Source organism: Xanthomonas arboricola pv. juglandis, assembly GCF_905367715.1.
Classification (GTDB): Bacteria; Pseudomonadota; Gammaproteobacteria; order Xanthomonadales; family Xanthomonadaceae; genus Xanthomonas; species Xanthomonas arboricola.
On record NZ_HG999362.1, the window covers coordinates 2323012 to 2345993 of the forward strand.

Annotated in this window: 10 protein-coding genes; all 10 read right to left on the bottom strand. The window is 66.0% G+C overall.

The window, feature by feature from the left end:
• Positions 1 to 252 precede the first annotated feature (252 nt).
• Complete coding sequence (locus tag KHN93_RS10205) at positions 253 to 2517, bottom strand: methyl-accepting chemotaxis protein (RefSeq protein ID WP_212579525.1); 2265 nt, start codon at positions 2515 to 2517, stop codon at positions 253 to 255.
• 518 nt (positions 2518 to 3035) lie between these two features.
• Positions 3036 to 5288, bottom strand: coding sequence for a methyl-accepting chemotaxis protein (locus tag KHN93_RS10210; protein ID WP_212579526.1), 2253 nt, complete (start codon positions 5286 to 5288; stop codon positions 3036 to 3038).
• 669 nt (positions 5289 to 5957) lie between these two features.
• Positions 5958 to 8432 carry a methyl-accepting chemotaxis protein gene (locus KHN93_RS10215; RefSeq protein ID WP_212579527.1) on the bottom strand — a complete coding sequence of 825 codons (2475 nt, stop codon included), beginning with the start codon at positions 8430 to 8432 and terminating at the stop codon, positions 5958 to 5960.
• Positions 8433 to 8540: 108 nt separating this feature from the next.
• Entirely contained in the window at positions 8541 to 10790 is a 2250-nt protein-coding gene (locus KHN93_RS10220) for a methyl-accepting chemotaxis protein (protein ID WP_212579528.1), read from the bottom strand.
• Positions 10791 to 11180: 390 nt separating this feature from the next.
• Positions 11181 to 13439, bottom strand: coding sequence for a methyl-accepting chemotaxis protein (locus tag KHN93_RS10225; RefSeq protein WP_212579529.1), 2259 nt, complete (start codon positions 13437 to 13439; stop codon positions 11181 to 11183).
• A gap of 172 nt (positions 13440 to 13611) precedes the next feature.
• Positions 13612 to 15966: a methyl-accepting chemotaxis protein gene (locus KHN93_RS10230; protein WP_212579530.1), complete on the bottom strand. Its 2355-nt coding sequence runs from the start codon at positions 15964 to 15966 to the stop codon at positions 13612 to 13614.
• A gap of 13 nt (positions 15967 to 15979) precedes the next feature.
• Positions 15980 to 16741 (bottom strand): transporter, encoded by a 762-nt coding sequence (locus KHN93_RS10235; RefSeq protein ID WP_212579531.1) that lies wholly within the window; start codon positions 16739 to 16741, stop codon positions 15980 to 15982.
• Between the two features lie 265 nt (positions 16742 to 17006).
• Entirely contained in the window at positions 17007 to 19799 is a 2793-nt protein-coding gene (locus KHN93_RS10240) for a methyl-accepting chemotaxis protein (RefSeq protein WP_212579532.1), read from the bottom strand.
• A gap of 50 nt (positions 19800 to 19849) precedes the next feature.
• Complete coding sequence (locus tag KHN93_RS21840) at positions 19850 to 22024, bottom strand: methyl-accepting chemotaxis protein (protein WP_212579533.1); 2175 nt, start codon at positions 22022 to 22024, stop codon at positions 19850 to 19852.
• A 337-nt stretch (positions 22025 to 22361) separates the two neighbouring features.
• Positions 22362 to 22895 carry a hypothetical protein gene (locus KHN93_RS10250; RefSeq protein ID WP_104559314.1) on the bottom strand — a complete coding sequence of 178 codons (534 nt, stop codon included), beginning with the start codon at positions 22893 to 22895 and terminating at the stop codon, positions 22362 to 22364.
• Between the last annotated feature and the right edge of the window lie 87 nt (positions 22896 to 22982).

The window sequence follows — 22982 nt, forward strand, 5'->3', positions numbered from 1 at the left end:
GGTTTGTGTCGAAATCCGCACAATTTTCCAGTTCGCTTGCCGGATTGGGCGGTTGCCGCACTGTGGTGATTGTTAGTTTTTGATGAAATATGACGCTCCGTCTGACTCCCGCCGGCGGATGTCGACCGATGCCCAAAACAAAAAAAGGGCCGCTTCCCTCGCTAGGAAGCGGCCCTCAAGATTCGTAACCGAATCAAACTACGCTCGAATGGTGTTTCTGGAGATTGCGGGTGTGACGCGTTGCGGTGGGGCTCAGAACTCCTGCCAGTCGCTGGGACCTGCCGTGGCTGCCGCTGTGGCCGTGCCCGCGGTGCTGCGGCGTGGCGCTGCGTTGCTGCCGGCACGTGCGGCCGGGCGGGCGGCAAAGCGTGCATTGACCGGCGCAGCGACCATCGACGCGGGCTGACGTGCGGCCGGGCCCTGCTCGACGATCTTGAACACGGCCACCGCCTCGGTGAGCTGCTGGGCCTGTTCTTCCATCGCGCGGGCAGCGGCGGTGGCTTCTTCCACCAGCGCGGCGTTCTGCTGGGTGGCTTCGTCCATGTGGGTGACGGTCTGGTTGACCTGTTCGATGCCGGCCGACTGTTCCTGCGAGGCGGCGGAGATCTCGCCCATGATGTTGGTGACACGCTGCACGCTGGCGACGATCTCGGCCATGGTCTTGCCGGCTTGGTCCACCAGCTGCGAACCGTCGGCCACCCGCTGCACGGAGTCGTCGATCAGGCTCTTGATCTCCTTGGCCGCTGCCGACGAACGCTGTGCCAGGGTACGCACCTCGGAGGCGACCACCGCAAAGCCGCGGCCCTGGTCGCCGGCACGCGCCGCTTCCACGGCGGCATTCAGGGCCAGGATGTTGGTCTGGAACGAGATGCCGTCGATGACGCTGATGATGTCGGCAATGCGCTTGGACGAGGCCTCGATGCCGCTCATGGTGTCGACCACCTTGCTGACCACCTCGCCACCCTGCGAGGCCACACTGGCGGCGCCGATGGCGAGTTGGTTGGCCTGGCGTGCGCTTTCGGCATTCTGGCGCACGGTGGAGGTGAGTTCTTCCATCGAGGCAGCGGTTTCCTCGAGGTTGGCGGCCTGCTGCTCGGTGCGCTGCGACAGGTCCTGATTGCCGGCAGCGATCTCGCTGGCGGCGGCATTGATCGAGGTGGCCGAGTGCTGGATATGCCCGACGATGCCGGACAACTGGGTCGCCGTTGCGTTGGCGTCGTCGCGCATCTGTGCGAACACACCCTTGAACTCGCCGTCCATGCGCGCAGTCAGGTCGCCCGCCGCAATCGCACGCAGGATGCCCGACAACGACTGCAGGCTGCCATCGGCGGTGGCCATCAACTGGTTGAGGCTCTCGACCATGACGCGGAAATCGAACTGGAACTGCGCCGCATCGCCGCGTGCGCCGAAGTCGCCGTCGGCAGCGGACTGGGCCAGCTGCTTGATCTGCTGATTCATCGAGGCCAGGTTGGTTTTCACCTGCGCCATGGTGTCGGTCAGCCTGGCCTTTTCGCCGGGCAGCGCGTCCATGTCCTCGCTGAGGTCGCCGATGGCGTAGCGGCCCATGATCTGCGCAAGACGCAGCGTGACCTGGACGTGGCTGTCGACCAGGGCGTTGGTATCGCCGGCCATGCGGCCGTAGTCGCCCGGGAACGCGTCGGCATCCATGCGGAAGCTGATCTGGCCGTTGTCGTGGCGCTTGGCCATGTCCAGCTGCGCGGTGATCAGGTTGCGCACCTGCGACTGCATCTTGTCCATTGCCTGCAGCAGGCGGCCGGTTTCGTCGCTGGCCTCGCTGTGCACTTGGTTGTCGAGCCGGCCGTCGGCGATCGCCTCGGCGGCGCGCGTGGCGCGGTTCAACGGGCCGGTGAGGCTGTGGGTGATCGTCCAGGCCAGCAGGGCGCTCAGCAGCACCACGGCCAGGCCGCCGCCGATCAGCATGGCGCGGCCACGCGCCATCGAGGCATTGGCCTGGTCGTAGGCCAGCTGGCTGCTCTTGCGCTGCGCGTCCGAGTAGGTGCGGATCGCATCCTGCCAGCGCTGGGTGGCCGGTGCGGCGCGTTCGAGCAGGATCGGCATGGCCTGGTCGACCTTGCCGGCCGTGCCCAGTTCGCGCACCTGCTGGTTATGCGCCAGCGCCTGCTCGCGGGTCAGATCCAGCGCGTTGCGCAATTGCTGGTCGTGCGCGTCGGCGGGAAACGCGTAGAGCTTCTCGCGCAGTTCCTTGTAGCGGATGCGCTGGGCGTCGATCACTTCGCCGAACTGGCGATTCTGCTCGGCAGTGGTCGGCAGCACGATGTTGCGCAGATTCAACGAGATGGTGGCATTGGCGTCCAGCATGTCGGTGGCGTACTGGATCATCGCCATGTTGCGGTTGACGATGGTATCCAGGCGCTCACGCGCCTGGCTGAGCGTGTACAGGCCGGCGGCCACCAGCGCGCAGGACAGAAGGATCAAGACGCCGAAGGCCAGGGAGAGGCGCTTGCCGACGTTGAAGCGGTGCAGAAAGGAATTCATGGAGTGACCTGAGCGAATGTGCCGTTAGGTGGACTGGCATGCGATGCAGTGCTGGAGCAGTGCGTCGCACGTCATGCCTTGTGTGATGCGTCGGTCAGATAACGGCGTTAGAACTGCTGTATTGAGGCAAGCCGGGCTGGCCGGTAAAGCCGGGTCTCAGGCACGTGACTGCCATGTGTACAAGGGGTAGGGAATTGGTGGGGGTGTGTCGGGAATTCCCCTAGAAAACACGCGTTGAACGTGGTTTTGGAGGCAACGCGATAGAGTCCGGCTTGAACGATGTGAAGTGCGATTTCACGCTGTCCGCGGTGCATGCGGGCTTGCGGACAGTTGGCACGGTGCGCACAACGCAAAACGGCACCGCGTGTGCGGTGCCGTGGTGAACTTGTTGCGGATGCGGAGTGCACGGCCGGGTGCTTGAGCGTGGTGCCGAGCATGTGTATCCCGCGCACCGTGCACGCCGGTTGCAGCAACTGGCGTGCACTGCTGTCGATGTGCTGACAGTGCTTGCTGGCGGTTTAGAACTCCTGCCAGTCGCCCACGTCGTTTGCCGTTGCCGACGCAGCAGCGGTGCTGCGGCGCGCGGGAGTGCTGGTGCGGGCGATCGGACGCGGTGTGCTGCGGGCATTGGCGGGCGCGTTGGCAATGGCCGACAACTGGCGCGCCACCGGTGCGTGTTCGGCAACCTTGAACACGGCCACCGCTTCGGTGAGCTGCTGGGCCTGTTCTTCCATCGCCCGTGCGGCGGCGGTGGCTTCTTCCACCAGCGCGGCATTCTGCTGGGTGGTTTCGTCCATCTGGGTCACGGTCTGGTTGACCTGCTCGATGCCGGAATACTGCTCCTGCGACGCAGAGGAAATCTCGCCCATGATGTTGGTGACGCGCTGCACGCTGGCGACGATTTCGGCCATGGTGGTGCCGGCCTGGTCGACCAGGGTGGCACCCTGGGTGACCTTGTCGACCGAGTCGTCGATCAGGTGCTTGATCTCCTTGGCCGCACCGGCCGAGCGCTGCGCCAGTGTGCGTACTTCGCTGGCGACCACTGCAAAGCCGCGACCCTGTTCGCCGGCACGCGCTGCTTCCACTGCTGCATTCAGGGCGAGGATGTTGGTCTGGAAGGCGATGCCATCGATGACGCTGATGATCTCGGCGATCTTCTTCGACGAGCTCTGGATGTCGGACATGGTGGTGACCACCTTGGCCACCACATCGCCGCCTTGCGAGGCCACTGCTGCCGCGCCGATGGCGAGCTGGTTGGCCTGGCTGGCGTGTTCGGCATTCTGCTTGACGGTGGAGGTGAGCTCTTCCATCGAGGCAGCGGTTTCTTCCAGGTTGGCGGCCTGCTGCTCGGTGCGCTGCGACAGATCCTGGTTGCCCGAGGCGATTTCGCCCGAGGCCAGGCCGATCGCGTCGGCAGCGGTTTGGATGCGGCCCACGATGCCAGCCAGCTGTTCGGCGGTGGCGTTGGCGTCGTCGCGCATCTGTGCAAACACGCCCTGGTACTGGCCACTCATGCGTGCGGTGAGATCGCCGGCGGCGATCGACTGCAGCAGGCCGGACAGCGACTGCAGGTTGCCGTCGGCGGTGGCCATCAAGGTGTTGAGGCTTTCCACCATAATGCGGAAGTCGAACTGGAACTGCTCGGCATTGCCACGCGCGGTGAAGTCGCCGTTGGCGGCGGCCTGTGCCAGCTGCTTGATCTCGGCGTTCATCGTCGACAGGTTCAATTTGACCTGATTCATTGCCGTGGTGATGGCGGCTTTTTCGCCCGGCAGCTGCGGCATGTCTTCGCTCAGGTCACCGATCGCATAGCGCTCCACCAGATGGATGGTCTGCATCTTGACCTTGATGTGCGCGGCGACCAGCTCGTTGGTGTCCTTGGCCATGCGGCCGAAGTCGCCCGGGAAGGCGCCGGCATCCATGCGGAAGCTGATCTGGCCGTCATCGTGGCGCTTGGCCATGTCCAGCTGTGCGGTGATGAGGTTGCGCACCTGGCCCTGCATGCGATCCATGGCCTGCAACAGGCGGCCGGTTTCGTCGTTGGACTGCGTGCGCACGTCGTTGTCGAGATTGCCGTTGGCGATCGCTTCGGCAGCGCGGGTGGCCTGGGTCAACGGGCGCACCAGGCTGCGGGTGATCAGGAAGCCGAGCAGGGTACTGAACAGCACCACCGCCAGGCCGCCGCCGATCAACATCGCGCGGCCGCGGGCCATTTCTGCCGTCGTGGCCACATAGGCTTCCCGGGTGCGCTGACGCTGCAGATCGGAATACTCCGTCAACGCATCCTGCCATTGCTGCGTGCCCGGTGCGGCCTTTTCCAGCAGTAGCTTGAGTGCCTCATCAGCCTTGCCGGTCAGGCCCAGCTGCGCGACCGCTTCGTTGGTCTTGCGGGCCTGGTCGCTGGCAAGGTCGATCCGTTCGCGGATCTGGGTAGCCTGGGGCGATGCAGAAAATTCGTACAACTTGCGGTGGGTGTCTTCGTAGCGCTTCAGCTGGTCCTTGATGATGGCGTAGAAGCGCAGATTGTCTTCTTGCGAGGTCGGCAACACGATGTTGCGCAGCTGCACGGCGATGACCGAGGTGGCGTTGGTCATGTCCTGTGCGTACTGCATGATCGTGATGTTGCGGTTGACCACCGTGTCCATGCGTTCGCGGGCCTGCGCCAGCGTGTAGAGGCCGGCGGCGACCAGCGCGCACGACAACAGGATCAGCGTGCCAAAGGCGAAGCTCAGGCGCTTGCCGACGTTGTACCGTTGAAGAAGAGCGATCATTTTGGGGGTCTCGAGGCAGTTGGCAAGGAAGAACAAGACGCGTCGGGGAGAACGCGTGGGCGGTACACGGGTGCAGCGGGGCAGGCATCCAACCGATCCATCACCCGGGCCACCGCGTGGTGACCCCGGCAATTGCAAGGCAGGTATGCGTGCGTGGTAGGTAACGGCCGGTGCCTGGACGACTGAACGCGTGCCCACCGCTGCGTATGGGTGGCCGTCACTGAAGTGACGCGCATGTGCACAAATGGACCGGAAACGTCGATGGGAGCGCTATCAACACCGATGCATCCATCGGCGGATTCACATCTGTCTCACCCTTTTGGGCGTGGTACGACGTTGCCGTTGCGAGATGGCCGGGTGGAAATCCCTGGCCGATGCAGTGATGGGGCCGGCTATGCGACGTTGTCGCAGCGGCGTGCGAGAGCAGGGCATTGCCTGCGCCAGACATCAAACGGCTGCCGGGCAGATTGACGTGGGGTCCGCAGCGGAGACGTCATGCCGCTGCGTTGGTTCCAGTCTGGCGGCAGCGCTTGATTGCGCGGCCCAGGCGGTGTTGCGCGGCCACGATCGGTCAGCACACCGGCGCCGGCGACCCTGTTGCACGATGGCTCTGTGCGCTGGCCCACATGTGTGCGACTTGGCGCGCATGCAGCTGCGCGCGTAACCGCCTTACGCGGCACGCACCAGCCTGGCCGGCCTGGCAGCGGCCTGCAGCTGGAACACCGACACCGCATCGCGCAGCTGCTGCGCCTGTGCTTCCATCGAACGTGCGGCGGCGGTGGCTTCTTCCACCAGCGCGGCGTTCTGCTGGGTGGCCTGGTCCATCTGCGCGATGGTCTGGCCGACCTGTTCGATACCCTGCGACTGCTGCTGCGAGGCTTCGCTGATCTCGTGCATGATCTCGGTGACGCTGTGCACCGAATCGACGATGTCCTGCATGGTGCGGCCGGCCTGGCTGACCAGCACATTGCCTTGCTCGACCCGGCTCACCGAATCGTCGATCAGCTGCTTGATCTCCTTGGCCGCGCCGGCCGAGCGCTGCGCCAGGGTACGCACCTCGGAGGCGACCACCGCAAAACCGCGCCCCTGTTCGCCGGCGCGTGCCGCTTCCACGGCCGCATTCAGGGCCAGGATATTGGTCTGGAACGCGATGCCATCGATGACCGAGATGATGTCGGCGATCTTGCGCGAGGCGGCCTGGATGCCGACCATGGTGCCGACCACTTCGCCGACCACCGTGCCACCTTGCGAGGCCACCGCGGCGGTGCCGACCACCAGCTGGTTGGCGCGCCGCGCATGCTCGGCGTTGTTGCGCACGGTGGAAGTGAGTTCTTCCATCGAGGAGGCGGTTTCTTCCAGGTTGGCGGCCTGCTGCTCGGTGCGTTGCGACAGGTCCTGGTTGCCGGCGGCAATCTCGCTGGCGGCATCGTTGATGGCGTCGGTGGACTGCTGGATGCGTCCGACGATATCGGCCAGCTGCGCCACGGTGGCATTGGCATCGTCGCGCATCTGCGCGAACACGCCGTGGAAGTCGCCGTGCATGCGGGTGGTGAGGTCGCCGGCGGCAATGGCGCGCAGCACGCTGGATAGCGCGCCCAGATTGCCATCGGCGGTGGCCATCAGCTGGTTGAGGCTTTCCACCATGGCCAGGAAGTCGTGCTGGAAGCGCTGCGTATCGCCCCGCACGCTGAAATCGCCGTTGGCCGCAGCCTGGGCCAGCAACTTGATCTCGCTGTTCATCGCAAACAGGTTGCGCTTGACCGCGTCCATGGTGTCGCTGAACACGGCTTTTTCGCCGGGCAGGCGGTCCATGTCCTGGCTCAGGTCGCCGATGGCATAGCGCGACATGATCTGGGCGAGTTTCATCTTCACTGCGATATGCGTGCCGACCAGGGCATTGGTGTCGCGCACCATGGTGGCGTACGCACCCGGGAAGGTCTCCGCGTCCATGCGATAACTGATCTGGCCGGCGTCGTGGCGCTGGGCCATCTCGCTCTGGGCGGCCAGCACGCGCTGCAGCTGCTCCTGCATCCGGCGCATGTTGTCGAGCAGCTGGCCGGTTTCATCGCGGCTGGGCGCGACGATGCGCTCGCCGAGCTGGCCTTGGGCGATATTGGCCGCCACCGCAGCGGCGCGGCGCACGTTGCGGGTCAGCCGGGACAAGGTGTACCAGCCCAGCGCCGTGATCAGCACCGCCAGCAGCGACAGCCCGGCGATGGCCTGCCACATCGCGTTGCGGGCATCGGCCAGGTGGCGTTCGGACTGGCGCTGCAGGGCCTGCAGCGAGACGCTGCTGAGCGCCTGCATGGCTTGGCCGAGATCGTCGAGCGCAGCGTTCCACTGGGTGTCGGCGTTGGCGTCGCTGCCGTCCAGCGCGGTGCCGAGCGCGGCCAGCGCCGCGGTTGCACGCGTGGTTTCGGTCCTGGCGGCATTGGCCAGGGCGGGGTCGGGTTGTTCCAGCAGGCCCATCGCCTTGTCCAGCTCATGCCGGAAGCGCGCATGGCTGCGGGCCAGCTGGCCGAGTTGTTCGCGCAGCATGGCGCGGCTGTCGGCGGCTTGCGACGGGTCGCTGGCCGCATCCAGGCGGGTCAGCGACTCGGTGGCATCGGGGCTATAGATCAGCGTGGCCACCACCAGGTGGTAGCTCTCGATATAGGGGGTGTAGACCAGCTGGCTGTCGTCGCGCAAGGCGTCGAGCGCAGCAAACGCCTGCTCGCTGACCGCGGCGTAGCCGTCTGCAGCGGCACTGGCAACGTGACGCTGCTGCAGGCCAAGCAAGGCCTTCTGGCTGCGTTCGAAGCCCGGCATCGTGGCGGTGGTGGCCAGCAGTTGTTGCAGATCGCGATCGGCGCGCGTGGCCGCGGCGCGGGCGGCGTTGCCGCTGTCGACGTGGGCGGCATGCAGATCGGTGATCAGGCCCAGCATCTGTCCGAGCGGCGCGTAGCTGCGCAACTCGTTGCTGCTGATGGCCACACTTTCGTTGAGCTTGCCGCTGTACAGCAGTACCGGAATGACCAGGCCAGCCAGCGCCAGGATGCCGATCATGCCGAGCTTCTTGGCGATCGCCAGATCATCCCAGCGGCTGCTCCAGCGCTGCGGAGAGGGTGGGGCGGTCTGCGGCGACAGCGCGGGCGACGTGGTCATGGAGGGTTCTCATAGGCGTACGCAGCCTATCGGCCGATAACAGTTATGCCTTGAGCCGGTCGGCATCGATGCCGACCGGCTCCATTCAGACTGTTGTGCTCGCTTGGCTCAGAACTCCTGCCAGCTGGCGTCGTTGATCGGCGCGGTGACCACGGGGCGCGGCTTGGACGCGGCGGTGCGTCCGGCCGCGACCACCTTGGCCTTCAGCGCGGGAGTCACCACCGGCCGCGGCGCGGCGGTGCGCACCGGCGCCAGGGCATAGCCGGCATCGGTCTTGAACACCGCCACCGCGTCGGTGAGCTGGGTGGCCTGGTCTTCCAGCGCACGTGCGGCGGCGGTGGCTTCTTCCACCAGCGCGGCGTTCTGCTGGGTGGTCTCGTCCATCTGGGTGACGGTCTGGTTGACCTGCTCGATGCCGGAGGATTGCTCCTGCGAGGCAGCGGAGATCTCGCCCATGATGTCGGTGACCCGCTGCACGCTGGACACGATCTCGCCCATGGTCTTGCCGGCGCTGTGCACCAGCACCGACCCTTCGGAGACACGCTGCACCGAGTCGTCGATCAGCCCCTTGATCTCCCTGGCGGCCGCGGACGAGCGCTGCGCCAGCGTGCGCACTTCCGAGGCGACCACGGCAAAGCCGCGGCCCTGCTCGCCGGCGCGGGCGGCTTCCACCGCCGCGTTCAAGGCCAGGATGTTGGTCTGGAACGAGATGCCGTCGATGACCGAGATGATGTCGGCGATCTTCTTGGACGAGGCTTCGATGCCGCTCATGGTCTCGACCACCTTGCTGACGATCTCGCCGCCCTGCGAGGCCACGCCCGCCGCGCCGATGGCGAGCTGGTTGGCCTGCCGTGCGCTCTCGGCGTTCTGCTTGACGGTGGAGGTGAGCTCCTCCATCGAGGCGGCGGTTTCTTCCAGGTTGGCGGCCTGCTGCTCGGTGCGCTGCGACAGATCCTGGTTGCCGGCGGCGATCTCGCTGGCAGCGCCCTTGATCGACACCGCCGAGGCCTTGATGCCGCTGACGATCTCGGCCAGCTGCGTGGCGGTGGCATTGGCGTCGTCACGCATCTGCGCGAACACGCCGCGGAAGTCGCCGCTCATGCGTGCGGTGAGGTCGCCGGCGGCGATGGACTGCAGCAGCGTGGAGAGCGACTGCAGGTTGCCGTCGGCGGTGGACATCAGGTTGTTGAGGCTTTCCACCATCAGGCGGAAGTCGTACTGGAAGCGCTCGGCATCGCCGCGGGCACTGAAGTCGCCGTTGGCCGCCGACACGGCCAGGTGCTTGATCTCGGTATTCATCGCACCGAGATTGACCTTGACCTGCGCCATGGTCTCGCTGAGCACGGCCTTTTCGCCGGGCAGTTTTTCCATGTCCTCGGACAGGTCGCCGATCGCGTAGCGGCCCATGATCTGCGCCAGGCGCATCTTCACCGCGATATGCGAGCCCACCAACATGTTGGTGTCGTGCGCCATGCGGCCGTACTCGCCGGGGAAGGCAGCGGCATCGATGCGGAAGCTGATCTGGCCGTCGTCGTGGCGCTTGGCCATGTCGGTCTGCGCGGCAAGCAGGTTGCGCAGCTGCAGCTGCATCTTGCTCATCGCCTTGAGCAGGCGGCCGCTTTCGTCGTTGAATTGGGTGTCGACGTCGTTATCCAGTTTGCCGCCGGCAATCGATTCGGCTGCGCGGGTGGCGCGGCTCAGCGGCTGGGTGAGGCTGCGGGTGATCAGCAGGCCCAGCACGCCGCTCAGCAGCACCACTAGCAGCGAGCCGCCGACCAGCAGCTTGCGCGAGTCGTCCATGGATTGCAGTGCGACCGCAGAGGCCTCACCAGCCAGCTTGTCCTGCAGGGCGATGTTCTCGGCGATCTTGTCCTGCCATTGCTGCATCGCCGGCGCGGCCTGGGTCAGCAGCAAGGGCAGCGCCTCGTCGCTGCGGCCGGTCATGACCAGGTCGATGACCTTGTCGTTCAGGACCTTGGCGACCGCACGGCGGCGATCGATTTCCGCCCGGATGGCCTTGCCTTCTTCGGAAGGCGGAATTGCATACAGGGTTTCGCGTGCCTTGAGGTAATCGGCGCGCGCGGTCTTGATGATCTCGATGAACTTGAGATTATCTTCATTGGACGTCGGCAGGACCACGTTGCGGATCTGCATCGCAATGATGTAATTGGCATTCATCATGTCGTGGGAGAGGCGGATCTTCTCCATGTTCTGGTGCACCAGATGGTCCACCAGCGCACGTGCAGAGGTGAGGCCGCGATAACCGATAAACGCAATGATGCCGGATAGTACGATCAGGACAGCAAAAGCCGCCGCTAGTCGAGGGCCGACGTTGTAGCGTTGGAGAAGTGCAGTCATGACAGATCCTGGAAGGCTTTAGGCGATGGATGGGAGCGACCAGGCAACGCCAACCAGTGTCTGCGTGACATGTCGCTATGCGCAGTAACGGCGCGCGACCGCATCGCTGAATACCTCGATATCAAAAAAATATATAACTCGGTCAGGCTTGTGAAAAATATAAGTCGCAAGGGGTGGAGTTAATCGGGTTTTGTAATCGCTACCGGCGGAGATAATGCCGAACTCGACAATAGGCATATTGCTACATAAGTAAAAGGTTATTTTAAAGTTGTTTTATTGCCTATCGGGTTGATATGTCTTTTAAAAAACGATGCGGCAATAAAAAAGCCGCGCTCCCGGGAGCGCGGCTTGTGTTTCACAGCGGCCAGTGCGCGGCCGCTGCGGCGTTTCCTAGAACTCGGCCCAATCCGACTCGTTGGACGGTGCCAGCGCCACTGCGGCGCGTGCAGCGGGCCTGGCGACCGGCGGCTTGGTCGCCGTTGCGCTGGCGGGGGCAGGCCGCTTGGCAGCGATCTGGCGCACCACCGGCGTGGCACGCGTCACCGCTTCCAGTTCGGCCGACAAGCGGAACAAGGCCACCGCTTCGGTGAGCTGCTGCGCCTGTTCTTCCATCGAACGCGCGGCGGCGGTGGCTTCTTCCACCAGCGCGGCGTTCTGCTGGGTAGCTTCGTCCATGTGGGTGACGGTCTGGTTGACCTGCTCGATGCCGGCCGACTGTTCCTGCGAGGCGGCGGAGATCTCGCTCATGATGTCGGTGACGCGCTGCACCGAGGAGACGATCTCGCTCATGGTGGTGCCGGCCTGGTTCACCAGCGCCGAGCCTTCGGCCACCTTGCTGACCGAGTCGTCGATCAGGCTCTTGATTTCCTTGGCGGCGCCGGCCGAGCGCTGCGCCAGCGTGCGCACTTCCGAGGCGACCACCGCAAAGCCGCGGCCCTGTTCACCGGCACGCGCCGCTTCCACCGCCGCGTTCAGGGCCAGGATGTTGGTCTGGAAGGCGATACCGTCGATCACCGAGATGATCTCGGCGATCTTCTTGGACGAGGTCTGGATACCGGACATGGTGGTGACCACCTGGCCGACCACGCTTCCGCCGTGCGAGGCGACATCGGCGGCACCGATCGCCAGCTGGTTGGCCTGGCGTGCGTGTTCGGCGTTCTGCTTGACGGTGGAGGTGAGCTCTTCCATCGAGGCGGCGGTTTCTTCCAGGTTGGCGGCCTGCTGTTCGGTGCGCTGCGACAGGTCCTGGTTGCCGGCGGCGATTTCGCCAGCGGCGGTGTTGATGGCCAGGGTGGAGTGCTTGATGCGCCCGACGATGTCGGTCAGGCGCTGGGTGGTGGCATTGGCATCGTCGCGCAGGCGCGCGAACACGCCGTGGAAGTCGCCATCCATGCGTGCGGTCAGATCACCTTCGGCCACGGCGCCGAGCAGCTGCGACAGCTTGCCCAGATTTCGGTCGCTGACCTCCATCATCGAGTTCAGGTCCGCCACCATCACCGCGAAGTCGTACTTGAAGCGCGCCGCGTCGCCGCGTGCGCTGAAGTCGCCGGCCGCTGCGGCTTGCGCCAGCTGCTTGATCTCGGTGTTGATCGACAACAGGCTGGCCTTGGCCGCATCCATCGCCTCATGCAGGATGGCGCGGCTGGCCGGCAGACGGCGTGCGTCCTGGGTCAGGTCGCCCTGTGCGTACTGGTTGAGGATGCGCACCGCGTCGGTGATGGCATCCAGATGCTCGAAGATCATCGTGTTGATGCCGCCGGCCAGGGTGCCATACACGCCGGGGAAATCCTCCGGCATGCGGTGGGTGATGTCTTCGGCCGCATGCAGGTGCGACATGCGCGCGGTTTCGTCGCTGAAGCGGCGCAGCATCTGCGTCATGCCGCCGGTGGCGTCGAGCATCTGGCCGATTTCATCGTTGCTGGTCTTGTTGACCTGCACACTCAGATCGCCGCGCGAGACCGCCTTGATGGCGCCCAGCGCCTTGGACAGCGGATTGGTGATGCTGCGTGCGATCAGCCAGCCAAAGGTCACCGACAGCGCGGCCATCAGCAGCGTGCCGATCAGCAGCACCGCGCTGGTCAGCTTGAACGAGGCGTCGCTGGCCGCGACCATGTCGCTCAGGGCCTTGGATTGCTGGGCATACAGCTTGTCGACCGAGGCGAACAGTTCCTTGCGGATCTCGCCGGACTGCTTGCGCGAAAATTCCATCGCCGCAGCGCGGTCGGGTTCTGCATAGAGCTTGCGCAGCTGCTGGTTGGCGGCGAAGTAGCGCGTGCTGGCATCGCTCAGCTTGGCGTATTCGGCCTGCAGCGGCGAGCCGGCGCCGATCTTGGCGTCCAGCAGCTTTTGCGTTTCGACGTACTTGGCCTGGATCTCGTCCATGCGCTTGAAGAACATCGCATAGCGTTCCGGATCGTCCAGATTGACGAACTGGCCCACTTCATAGACACGGAATTCGCCGGCAAAGCCACGCAGCTCGGACAGACGGCTCAGCACCGGCACCACGTCCTGGTTGATCAGGGTGGTCTGCTGCTGCATCTGCTGCATGCGCGAAAAACCGAGCCCGCCGAGCAGGGCGGTCAGCACGGCACTCAGGCAAAAGGCAAACATCAGTTTGCGGCGGATCGGCCAATCGTTGAACTTGTTCATCAGTAACTCCGGGGCATTGCGCAGGAACGCTCTCCAGCACGCTAGCGGCTGCCCGGCATGATTCTTTATCTTTGAAGGATGAACGGTGCCGCCGCGGCGGGCAGGGCGGGCACGCCGGTGGCGCGGCCGCTACGCGGGTGCGGCCCAGGCTTGGGCCGCCTGCACACGCAGCTCAGAAGTCCTGCCACTGCCCGTCGTTGCTAGTGGCGACCACCGGCGTGGTTGCCGGCTTGCGTGCAGCCGCTGCGCCGGGGCCACGCTTGAGCGTAGCCACTGCCGCTGCGGGCGCTGGCGCTGACGCCATCGGCGCCGGCGCATCGGCGAGGGTGAAGCGCGACACCGCCTGCGCCAGCTGGCCGGCCTGGTCTTCCATGGTGCGCGCGGCGGCGGTGGCTTCTTCCACCAGCGCAGCATTCTGCTGGGTGGCCTCGTCCATCTGGGTGATGGTGAGGTTGACCTGCTCGATGCCGGCCGACTGCTCCTGCGAGGCTGCCGCGATCTCGCCCATGATGTCGGTGACACGCTGCACGCTGGCGACGATTTCGGCCATGGTGGTGCCGGCCTGCTGCACCAGTACCGAGCCTTCGGCGACCTTGCTCACCGAGTCGTCGATCAGGTGCTTGATCTCCTTGGCCGCGCCGGCCGAGCGTTGCGCCAGCGTGCGTACTTCCGAGGCGACCACGGCGAACCCGCGCCCCTGTTCGCCGGCACGCGCCGCTTCCACCGCCGCGTTCAAGGCCAGGATATTGGTCTGGAAGGCGATGCCGTCGATGACGCTGATGATCTCGGCGATCTTCTTCGACGAGACCTCGATGCCGGACATGGTGGTGACCACCTTGGCCACCACCGCACCGCCTTGCGAGGCGACGCCGGCCGCACCGATCACCAGCTGGTTGGCCTGGCGCGCGCTTTCGGCATTCTGCTTGACGGTGGAGGTCAGCTCCTCCATCGAGGCGGCGGTTTCTTCTAGATTGGCCGCCTGTTGTTCGGTGCGTTGCGACAGGTCGCTGTTGCCGGCGGCGATCTCGCTGGAAGCGGTGTGGATGCTGCCGGCGGCCTGCTGGATGCGCCCGATCACCAGCGCCAGTTGCTCGGCGGTGGTGTTGGCATCGTCGCGCATGCGGGCAAACACGCCGTGGAAATCGCCCTGCATGCGCGCGCTCAGGTCGCCGTCGGCCAGTGCGCTGAGCAGGCGCGAGACCTCGGCGATGCTGACCGCGTTGGCATCGAGCAGCGCATTGAGCTGCTGCGCCAACTGCAGGAAGAAGCCTTGCTTGCCGGCGCTGTCGATGCGCCTGGACAGGTCGCCGGCCGCGGCGCTGCGCACCACATCGGCGACGTCGATTTCCACGCGTGCCTCGGCGGTGCGGTCGCGCCATTCGCAGACAAAGCCCAGATGCGCACCGGCCGGGTCGCGGATCGCCGAGACATCCTGGGTGATGCATGCCGCGCGGTACTGCACCTGGCGTTGCGCCGAATCCTGGCGATCCAGACGTTGATAGATCTCCGCATCCTGCGCATTGCCCACTTCCAGCATGGACACCGATTGGCCGATCAGGCTGCTGGAGCGGTCGAACGCCGGCGCGCAGGCGTGGATGTCGTCGGCATAGGTCTGCAGCAAGGTCCGCAGCGCGGTGTTGGCGTAGATGATGGTCAGGTCCGGGTCGGCGATGTACATGCCGGTGGAGGCGTTGTCGAGCGCGGTGCGGATGCGCAGGTTTTCCGCAGCGATGCTGCGCTCGCGCTCCAGGCGTTCGCGCAGGTCGCGCTGCATGCGCGCCAATGCGGCCATCAGGCTGCGCGTGTGGTGTGCGGCCACCGGAATGGGCTGGTCCAGGCGACCTTCGGCGATGTGCTGCGCAGCGCTCATGGCCAGCTGCGGCTCGCCGCCGAGCAGGCCGAACACCGAGCGCAGGATCCAGCCGGCGGCCAGTGCCAGGCAGACGAAGGCGAGCACCACCGCGCCGCCTTGCTGCCACATCACCCGGTGGCTGTCCTGCTCGGCCTTGAGCCGATTTGCCTTGTTCAAGGCCAGGATGCGCTCGCTGATCGCGCCCATGCGGGTTTCCAGCTGGGCGAACTTGGCGGTGAAGTCGGCGTAGGCCGCGCCGCTGTCGGCCTGCGTCTCGGCCAGGGTCATGACCTGGTCGGCCGCGCCGATATAGGCCTGCACTGCCGGTGCCGCCGCGTCCAGATCGCTGCGCAATGCCGGGTCCAGCGGCAGTTTGCGGTTGGCCTGCAGCGCCTGACGAAATTCCGTGGCGTGTTCGCCGAGCGCGCTGCGTGCTTCCGCGATCGCGGCGGCGTCCTGCCGCGAGGCGGCCAGCAGGGCGGCAGTGACGTCGCCACGCAGGGCGTCGTGCATCATGTCGGCCTGCATGTGGTTGCGCAGCGCATCGGAGGAGATGACCTGTGCGGCGATCGCGTCGAGCAGGCCGCGCTGACCGTTGTAGCCGACACCGCCCAGCGCGAGCAGCGCCAACGCTGCCACCAGCACCAGGATCCCCAGCATGTGCATGATCTTCATTGTGTGGCCTGTTTCAGAAGCGGAAAGACAGACCCACGCCGAGCGCGTGATCCGGTGAGCGATCGTTGAGGCCGCGGCTGTACACCGCATCCAGTTGCACATCGTTGCTCAGCAGCCAGGCCGAGCCGACATCGAGCAATGCCACGGTGCCGCCGTCCTCGCTGTTGGCGACCTGCGGCAATGCCACTTCCAAGAAGGAGCGCACGCGCTCGTTCCAGGCCTTGCCCAGTACCGCGCCGAAGATACCGGCGGTGTAGCGGTTGCCTTGCCCATCGTCGTCCCACACCACGCCGGGCATCAGCCCGGCCGAGAGGCTGTCGCTGAGCTCCCATTCGGCCACCAGCCGCAACGATGGCCGTGCACCGTGCCCACGCAGGGCGCGGGCGCCGCTGGGCAGGTCCACATGCAGCAGCCAGGCCAGCGAGGCCTTGCCGTCGTCGGACCCGACAAGATGGTGCTTGACCCCGAGCGCCACATCGGACATGCCGCTCACCTTGGCCTCGCCGGGTGCGTCGATGCGCTGCCAACCGTCGGTTTCCAGCCGCAGTTCCCAGCTTTGGCCGAGGCCGTAGCGAAACAGCGTGGGCGTGGAATATCCGTCGACCGAGGCATCGCGCTCCCAGGCGACGCTGGTTTCCACCTGCAACCGGCGGTCGCCGACGGTGAGGCTGGACTCGACGAAATCAGGACGGTCGGTGGCGATCGGATCTTCGGCGCGGGCATGGCCGACGACGCAACACAGCACAACACAGCTGGCAACAAGGCATGGCTTCATGGCGACCCCTGGAACGCGCGAATCTCCGGGCGCATGTGCAGGTCTGGCGACCAGGCAGATGCGCTGCTGGACCGGCTGCTGCGCTGGGACGCAGGCCGCCGATGTCCTCCTCGCTAGCGGCAACGGCGGCTGAATCTTTAAGCGTGGCCGATGGCCGGAGCCGGGCAGGGCAGCGGGGTCGGGTGTCAGGTCAGCGAAATGCCGCTAGTGGATGTGCTTCATCCTGCGTCGCAGCTGCGCGCGTGCGCAGCTGCAGACGCTGCACTCAGAAATCCTGCCACTGGCTGTCGTTGCCGGCGACACTGCCGGGCGACTTGCGGGTGGGGGAACGCGGCGGTACTGCCGCACGCTTCTTGTCGGTCGGCGCCCGGGTGGATGGCGCAACCGCGCTGACCATGGGTCTGGCGGCAGGCGCAATCGCCGCCGGCCTGCCGGCGTGGCTGAGCTTGAACACCGCCACCGCATCGGTCAGCTGGCCGGCCTGTTCTTCCATCGCGCGTGCAGCGGCAGTGGCTTCTTCCACCAATGCCGCGTTCTGCTGGGTGGCCTCGTCCATCTGGGTCACGGTCAGGTTGACCTGCTCGATGCCGCTGGACTGCTCCTGCGAGGCGGCGGAGATCTCGCCCATGATGTCGGTGACGCGCTGCACGCTGGCGACGATCTCGGCCATGGTGGTGCCAGCCTGCTGTACCAGCGACGAGCCCTGCGCCACCTTGCCAACCGAATCGTCGATCAGGTGCTTGATCTCCTTGGCCGCGCCGGCCGAGCGCTGCGCCAGGGTGCGCACTTCGCTGGCGACCACGGCGAAACCGCGGCCCTGTTCGCCGGCACGCGCCGCTTCCACTGCCGCGTTCAGGGCCAGGATATTGGTCTGGAAGGCGATGCCGTCGATGACCGAGATGATCTCGGCGATCTTCTTGGACGAGACCTCGATGCCGGACATGGTGGTGACCACCTGCGCCACCACCGCGCCGCCATGCGAGGCGACATCGGCCGCGCCGATCGCCAGCTGGTTGGCCTGGCGTGCGTGCTCGGCGTTCTGCTTGACGGTGGAGGTGAGTTCTTCCATCGAGGCGGCGGTTTCTTCCAGGTTGGCGGCCTGTTGTTCGGTGCGTTGCGACAGGTCGCTGTTGCCGGCGGCAATCTCGCTGGCGGCCGCGTTGATCTGCGTGGCCGAAGTCTGGATGCCCGAGACGATGCCGGTGAGTTGCGCCACGGTGGCGTTGGCATCGTCGCGCATGCGCGCGAACACGCCCTGGAACTGCCCGTCCATGCGCACGGTGAGGTCACCCTCGGCCAGCGCGCTGAGCAGGCCGGAGATACGCTCCAGGCCTTGCGAGGTGGTTTCCAGCAAGCCGTTGAGCTGACGGCCGAATTCCAGATAGAAGCCGTGCTTGTCGTCCAGCGCCAGACGCTGGCCAAAGTCGCCCATCAGCGCCGACTGCACCAGCGCGGCGACCTCTGCCTGGGTGCTGACTTCGGCGCTGACATTGCGCCACAGCAGCATGCTGCCGCTGCGATGGCCATCGGCGGCGTAGAGCGGGGTCATGGTCAGGTCCAGCGTCACCGGGCCGAAGGTGTAGCGCTCCAGCGTGGTGGACTGCAGTTGCTGCAAGCGCTGCAACCGCGCCTTGCCGTCGGCATCGCTGCCGAACACGTAGTCCAGCGGTTTGCCGACCACCGCATCGGCGCTGAAGCCCTGCTGGCCCTTGGCATGAAACGCCGCTTCGCCGCATTTGAACGAGGTGTGCAGTGCCTCGGTGATAAACACGGCAGTGTGCTGCTCGTCGGCCAGCAGCACTTCCATTTCCGAATGTTCCAGCGCTGTGCGGATGCGCAGGTTTTCGTTGGCGATCTGCGCATCGCGTTCGATGCGCTGGCGCAGGTCGGTCTGCATGCGCTGCATGGCGCCCATCAGGCGGCCCACTTCGTCCTGGCGCTGCGCGGCAATCTGGTTGTCCAGCTTGCCGGAGGCAATCGCATCGGCCACTTTGGCAGCGGCATCCAGCGGACCCACCACCTGACGCCGCAACAGTACGAACAGCGCCAGGCTGAGCACCAGCGCCGAGCCCAGGCCGACCGCCAGAATGGTCCACAACAGCCGATGTGCCTGCTGCATGATTGCCGCATACGGCACCACCACGCCCAGCGCAAAACGCTCCTGCGCCTGGCCGATCTGCAACGGCACATAGGCGCTGACGGTACCGGCGGCATCCGGCGTGAAGTCCAGATAGTCCTTGCCGGCCCTGGTGGCCGCCAGCATCGTGCGATAGTCGGCGCCGTCGGCCGGCTTGCCGATCCGCGCAGCGTCGCGCGAGGCCAGAATGACCCCGGCGGGCGAGATCAGCTCGACGTAGCCGTCGTCCATCGGACGCAAGCCGCTCAGGCGCTTCTGCAACGCGGCCAGAGCGAAATCCACCGACACCACGCCCACGTATTTGCCCTGATCCATGATGGGCGTGGACAAGGTGGTCATCAGCACCGGCTTGCCGCCGATCTGGTAATCGTAGGGGCCGGCCACGATCTGCCGGCCCAGCTCGCGCGGTTTGAGGTTCCAGTCGCCGTCGCCGGGTTTTTCGTAACCGACCAGGGGTTCGCGGATCAGCGACTGGCCGTTGTAGGCCCAGTAGGTCATGAAACGGCCGGTGTTGTCGTGACCCTCGGCATCGACATAGTCGCCATCCTTGCCGTCGAAGGCCTGCGGCTCCCACAACGTGCCCATGCCCACCCATTCGGGATGGTTCTGCAACTGGTCGTGCACGATCGCCGACGCCGCCTCGCGGCTCACCCCGCCGTGCGCACGCTGCGCCAGCAAGGCGCTGGCGACCGACTGGCCGGTGGTGAACGCCTGCCCCAGCTCGCTGCCGATCTGCTCGGCCTGATAGCGCGCGGCGTTCTGCATTGTGGTCTGTGCCGAGGCGATCAGTGCGCGGCTGCTTTGCCAGTAGCTGATCGCCGCAGTGAGGCCGAAGCACAGCAATGCAGCAACGGCGGTGCCGAGCATCAGGCGGTACGCCAGACTGCCGCCGGAGCGGGATTGCGTGGGGGACGAGGGCATGGGCGTGGCTTCGAAGTGAGGGAGGTGGTGCGGGAGCGATCTGGCGGTCATCAGCTGGCGACGCGCAAGGCCTCCGCGCGCGCGGCACTGCGGCTGCCGCGCTGTGCGGGTGAGGCAACGCTCACGCGGAAGCTGGACACCGCTTCATCAAGCTGCTGCGCCTGCTGCTGCATGGCGTTGGCGGCGGCGGTGGCTTCTTCCACCAGCGCGGCGTTCTGCTGGGTGCTCTCGTCCATCTGGGTGACGGTGAGGTTGACCTGCTCGATGCCGGCCGACTGTTCCTGCGAGGCGGCGGAGATCTCGCTCATGATGTCGGTCACGCGCTGCACCGAGGACACGATGTCGGCCATGGTCTTGCCGGCCTGATCCACCAGCGCCGAACCCTGCGCGACCTTGCCGACTGAGTCGTCGATCAGGTGCTTGATCTCCTTGGCGGCGCCGGCCGACCGCTGCGCCAGCGTGCGTACCTCCGAGGCGACCACCGCAAACCCACGGCCCTGTTCGCCGGCACGCGCCGCTTCCACCGCCGCGTTCAAGGCCAGGATGTTGGTCTGGAAGGCGATGCCGTCGATGACCGAGATGATCTCGGCGATCTTTCTGGACGAGGTCTGGATGCCGGACATGGTGTCCACCACCTGGCTGACCACCTGGCCGCCCTGCGAGGCCACCGAAGCGGCACCGATCGCCAGCTGGTTGGCCTGGCGTGCGTGCTCGGCATTCTGCTTGACGGTGGCGGTGAGCTCCTCCATCGAGGCGGCGGTTTCTTCCAGGTTGGCGGCCTGCTGCTCGGTACGCTGCGACAGGTCGTTGTTGCCGGCGGCGATCTCGCTGGCCGACCCGGTGATGGCACCGGCGGCCTGCTGGATGCGCCCGACGATGCCGGCCAGTTGCGTGGCCGTGGTGTTGGCGTCGTCGCGCATGCGTGCGAACACGCCGTGGAACTGACCGTCCATGCGCGCGGTCAGGTCGCCCTCGGCCAACGCGGCCAGCAGCTCGGACAGCTTGCCCAGGTTGCGGTCGCTGACTTCCATCATCGCGTTGAGGTCGTTGATCATGCGCGCCGAGTCGTGCTTGAAGCGCGTGGCATCGCCGCGCTGGCTGAAGTCGCCATTGGCTGCGGCCTGGGCCAGGCGCTTGATCTCGGTGTTGATCGCCAGCAGGCTGGCCTTGGCCGCATCCATCGCTTCGTGCAGCACCGCGCGCGTGCCCGGCAGGCGCGCGGCGTCGCGCGACAGGTCGCCTTGCGCGTATTCGTTGAGGATGCCGATCGCATCGATGATGGCGTCCAGGTGTTCGAAGATCATCGTATTGATGCCGCCGGCCAGCTCGCCGTAGACACCGGGGAAATCGGTGGGCATGCGGTGGCCGACGTCTTCGCCGGCGTGCATGTGCACCATCACCTTGGTCTGCGCGGAGAAGCGCTCCAGCGTGTGCACCATGTCGTCGGTGGCCTTGAGCATCTGGCCGATTTCATCGCTGCCGTGCTGTGCGGTGCGCACGCTCAGGTCGCCACGCGCCACGCCCTTGATGGCGGCGAGCGCACGCGACACCGGCTCCAGGATCGAATTGCCGATCAGCCAGCCCACCAGCAGGTTGAGCAGCACCAGCACGCCGCCGGCCAGGGTGACGACGCCGGTGAAGGCCAGCGCCTGCGACTGGGTGTCGTCCAGATACACGCCGGTGCCGATCACCCAGCCCCACGGCTTGTACAGCGCGGCGTACGAGGTCTTCTGCACCGGCTCCTTTTCGCCGGGTTTGGCCCAGGCGTAATCGACGTAGCCGCCGCCGGCCTGCGCCGCAGTGACGAAGGCCGGGAAAATGCGCTTGCCGTCCGGGCTCAGCACGTCGTTGAGCGGCTTGCCGTTGAGATCCGGGCGGATGGGGTGCATCAGCATCACCGGCGTCTGGTCGGTGACGTAGATGTAATCCACGCCGCCGCGTGCGCGCATGGTGGACAAGGTATGCAGCGCGGCTTTCTTGGCACTGTCCACGTCCATCTCGCCCTTCTCGGCGCGCTCGGCGTAGCCGTTGACCACCGCAATCGCCATCTCGATCTGGCTCTTGAGCCCATCGCGGCGCGTATCGGTGAGATCCACGTATTGCATGCGGGCGGCGATCACCGCCAGCGCGATGATGCCCAGCGCCACCAGCGCGGTCTGCGCCAGGAACTTGCGCTTGAGCGGAACGTTGGCCAGCGTGTTTGCAATCGTGGTCTTGAAGGTCATGGCAGGTATCCAGCAAAGGAATGTGACCGGGATAAGTCGAATAGCGACCTGATCCCCAAAATGTTGAGCACTGCGCGACAGCCGGTCCGACGGCGGCTTTTCAGCGGTTTTTGAGGTGGCGGTAGCTGTACGCCGGGCATGTCATCCGATTGCCGGGGCCGTGCGGCGATTGCGCGCACCCGCGCGGGCAGGGCAGGCGGCACCGGGATCAGCCGGGGCAGGGCAGGATGCACGCGCACCTGCACGGCAGGCCGCGTGGTTTGGCGCAGCGCCGGGCTGGCTAACCGGGAATGCTGCAACGCCGCTGCGGCTACCGGGCTCGCAGGGCGGGCAGTGCTCAGTTGCGTTGCGTGTTGCCCACGCTGGCCACCGACTGCTGCAGGGTCTGCAGTTCGGTCCACAGCAGGTGGCGCGTGTCGCCGGCATGGCCCAGCGACAGGGCCTGCGCAGACTGCAGGTCGCCATCGTGCAGGGCGCGATTGGCCTGCCGATGTTGCGCCAGGTACTGGCCCAACTGCTGCTGCACCAGCGCGAACTGGCGCGCCTGTTCGCCCTGCGGCGCGCTGGCCTGGAAGTAGCCCGCATGCCGTGCAATGCGTTGACGCAGGTTGCCCAGGCGCTCGTCATAGGCCTCGATGCGGGCAGGGTCGTGCGCTGCGGCAAGCTGCGCCCGCTGGTCGTCGCGCAACTGCACCAGGTCGATGGCAAGCGACTGCAGCGCGTTCACCGGCACGTTGTCCAGCAGGACCGAGACCGGCGCGGCCGGTGCTGCGAAGGACGGCGGCAACGAGACGCTGGCAACCAGCAGCGCGACGGCGAACACCGAGCCCAGCATGTGGCGGGCAGAGCGTGGTGAGTTGACGGTAGGCATGCGGACTTCCTTGGACGTGGCGCGGGCCAGGCAGCCCTCAGTGCTCCTGGTATCGGCCGCCGAAGCTTGTGCTTGATCACCTTTCGA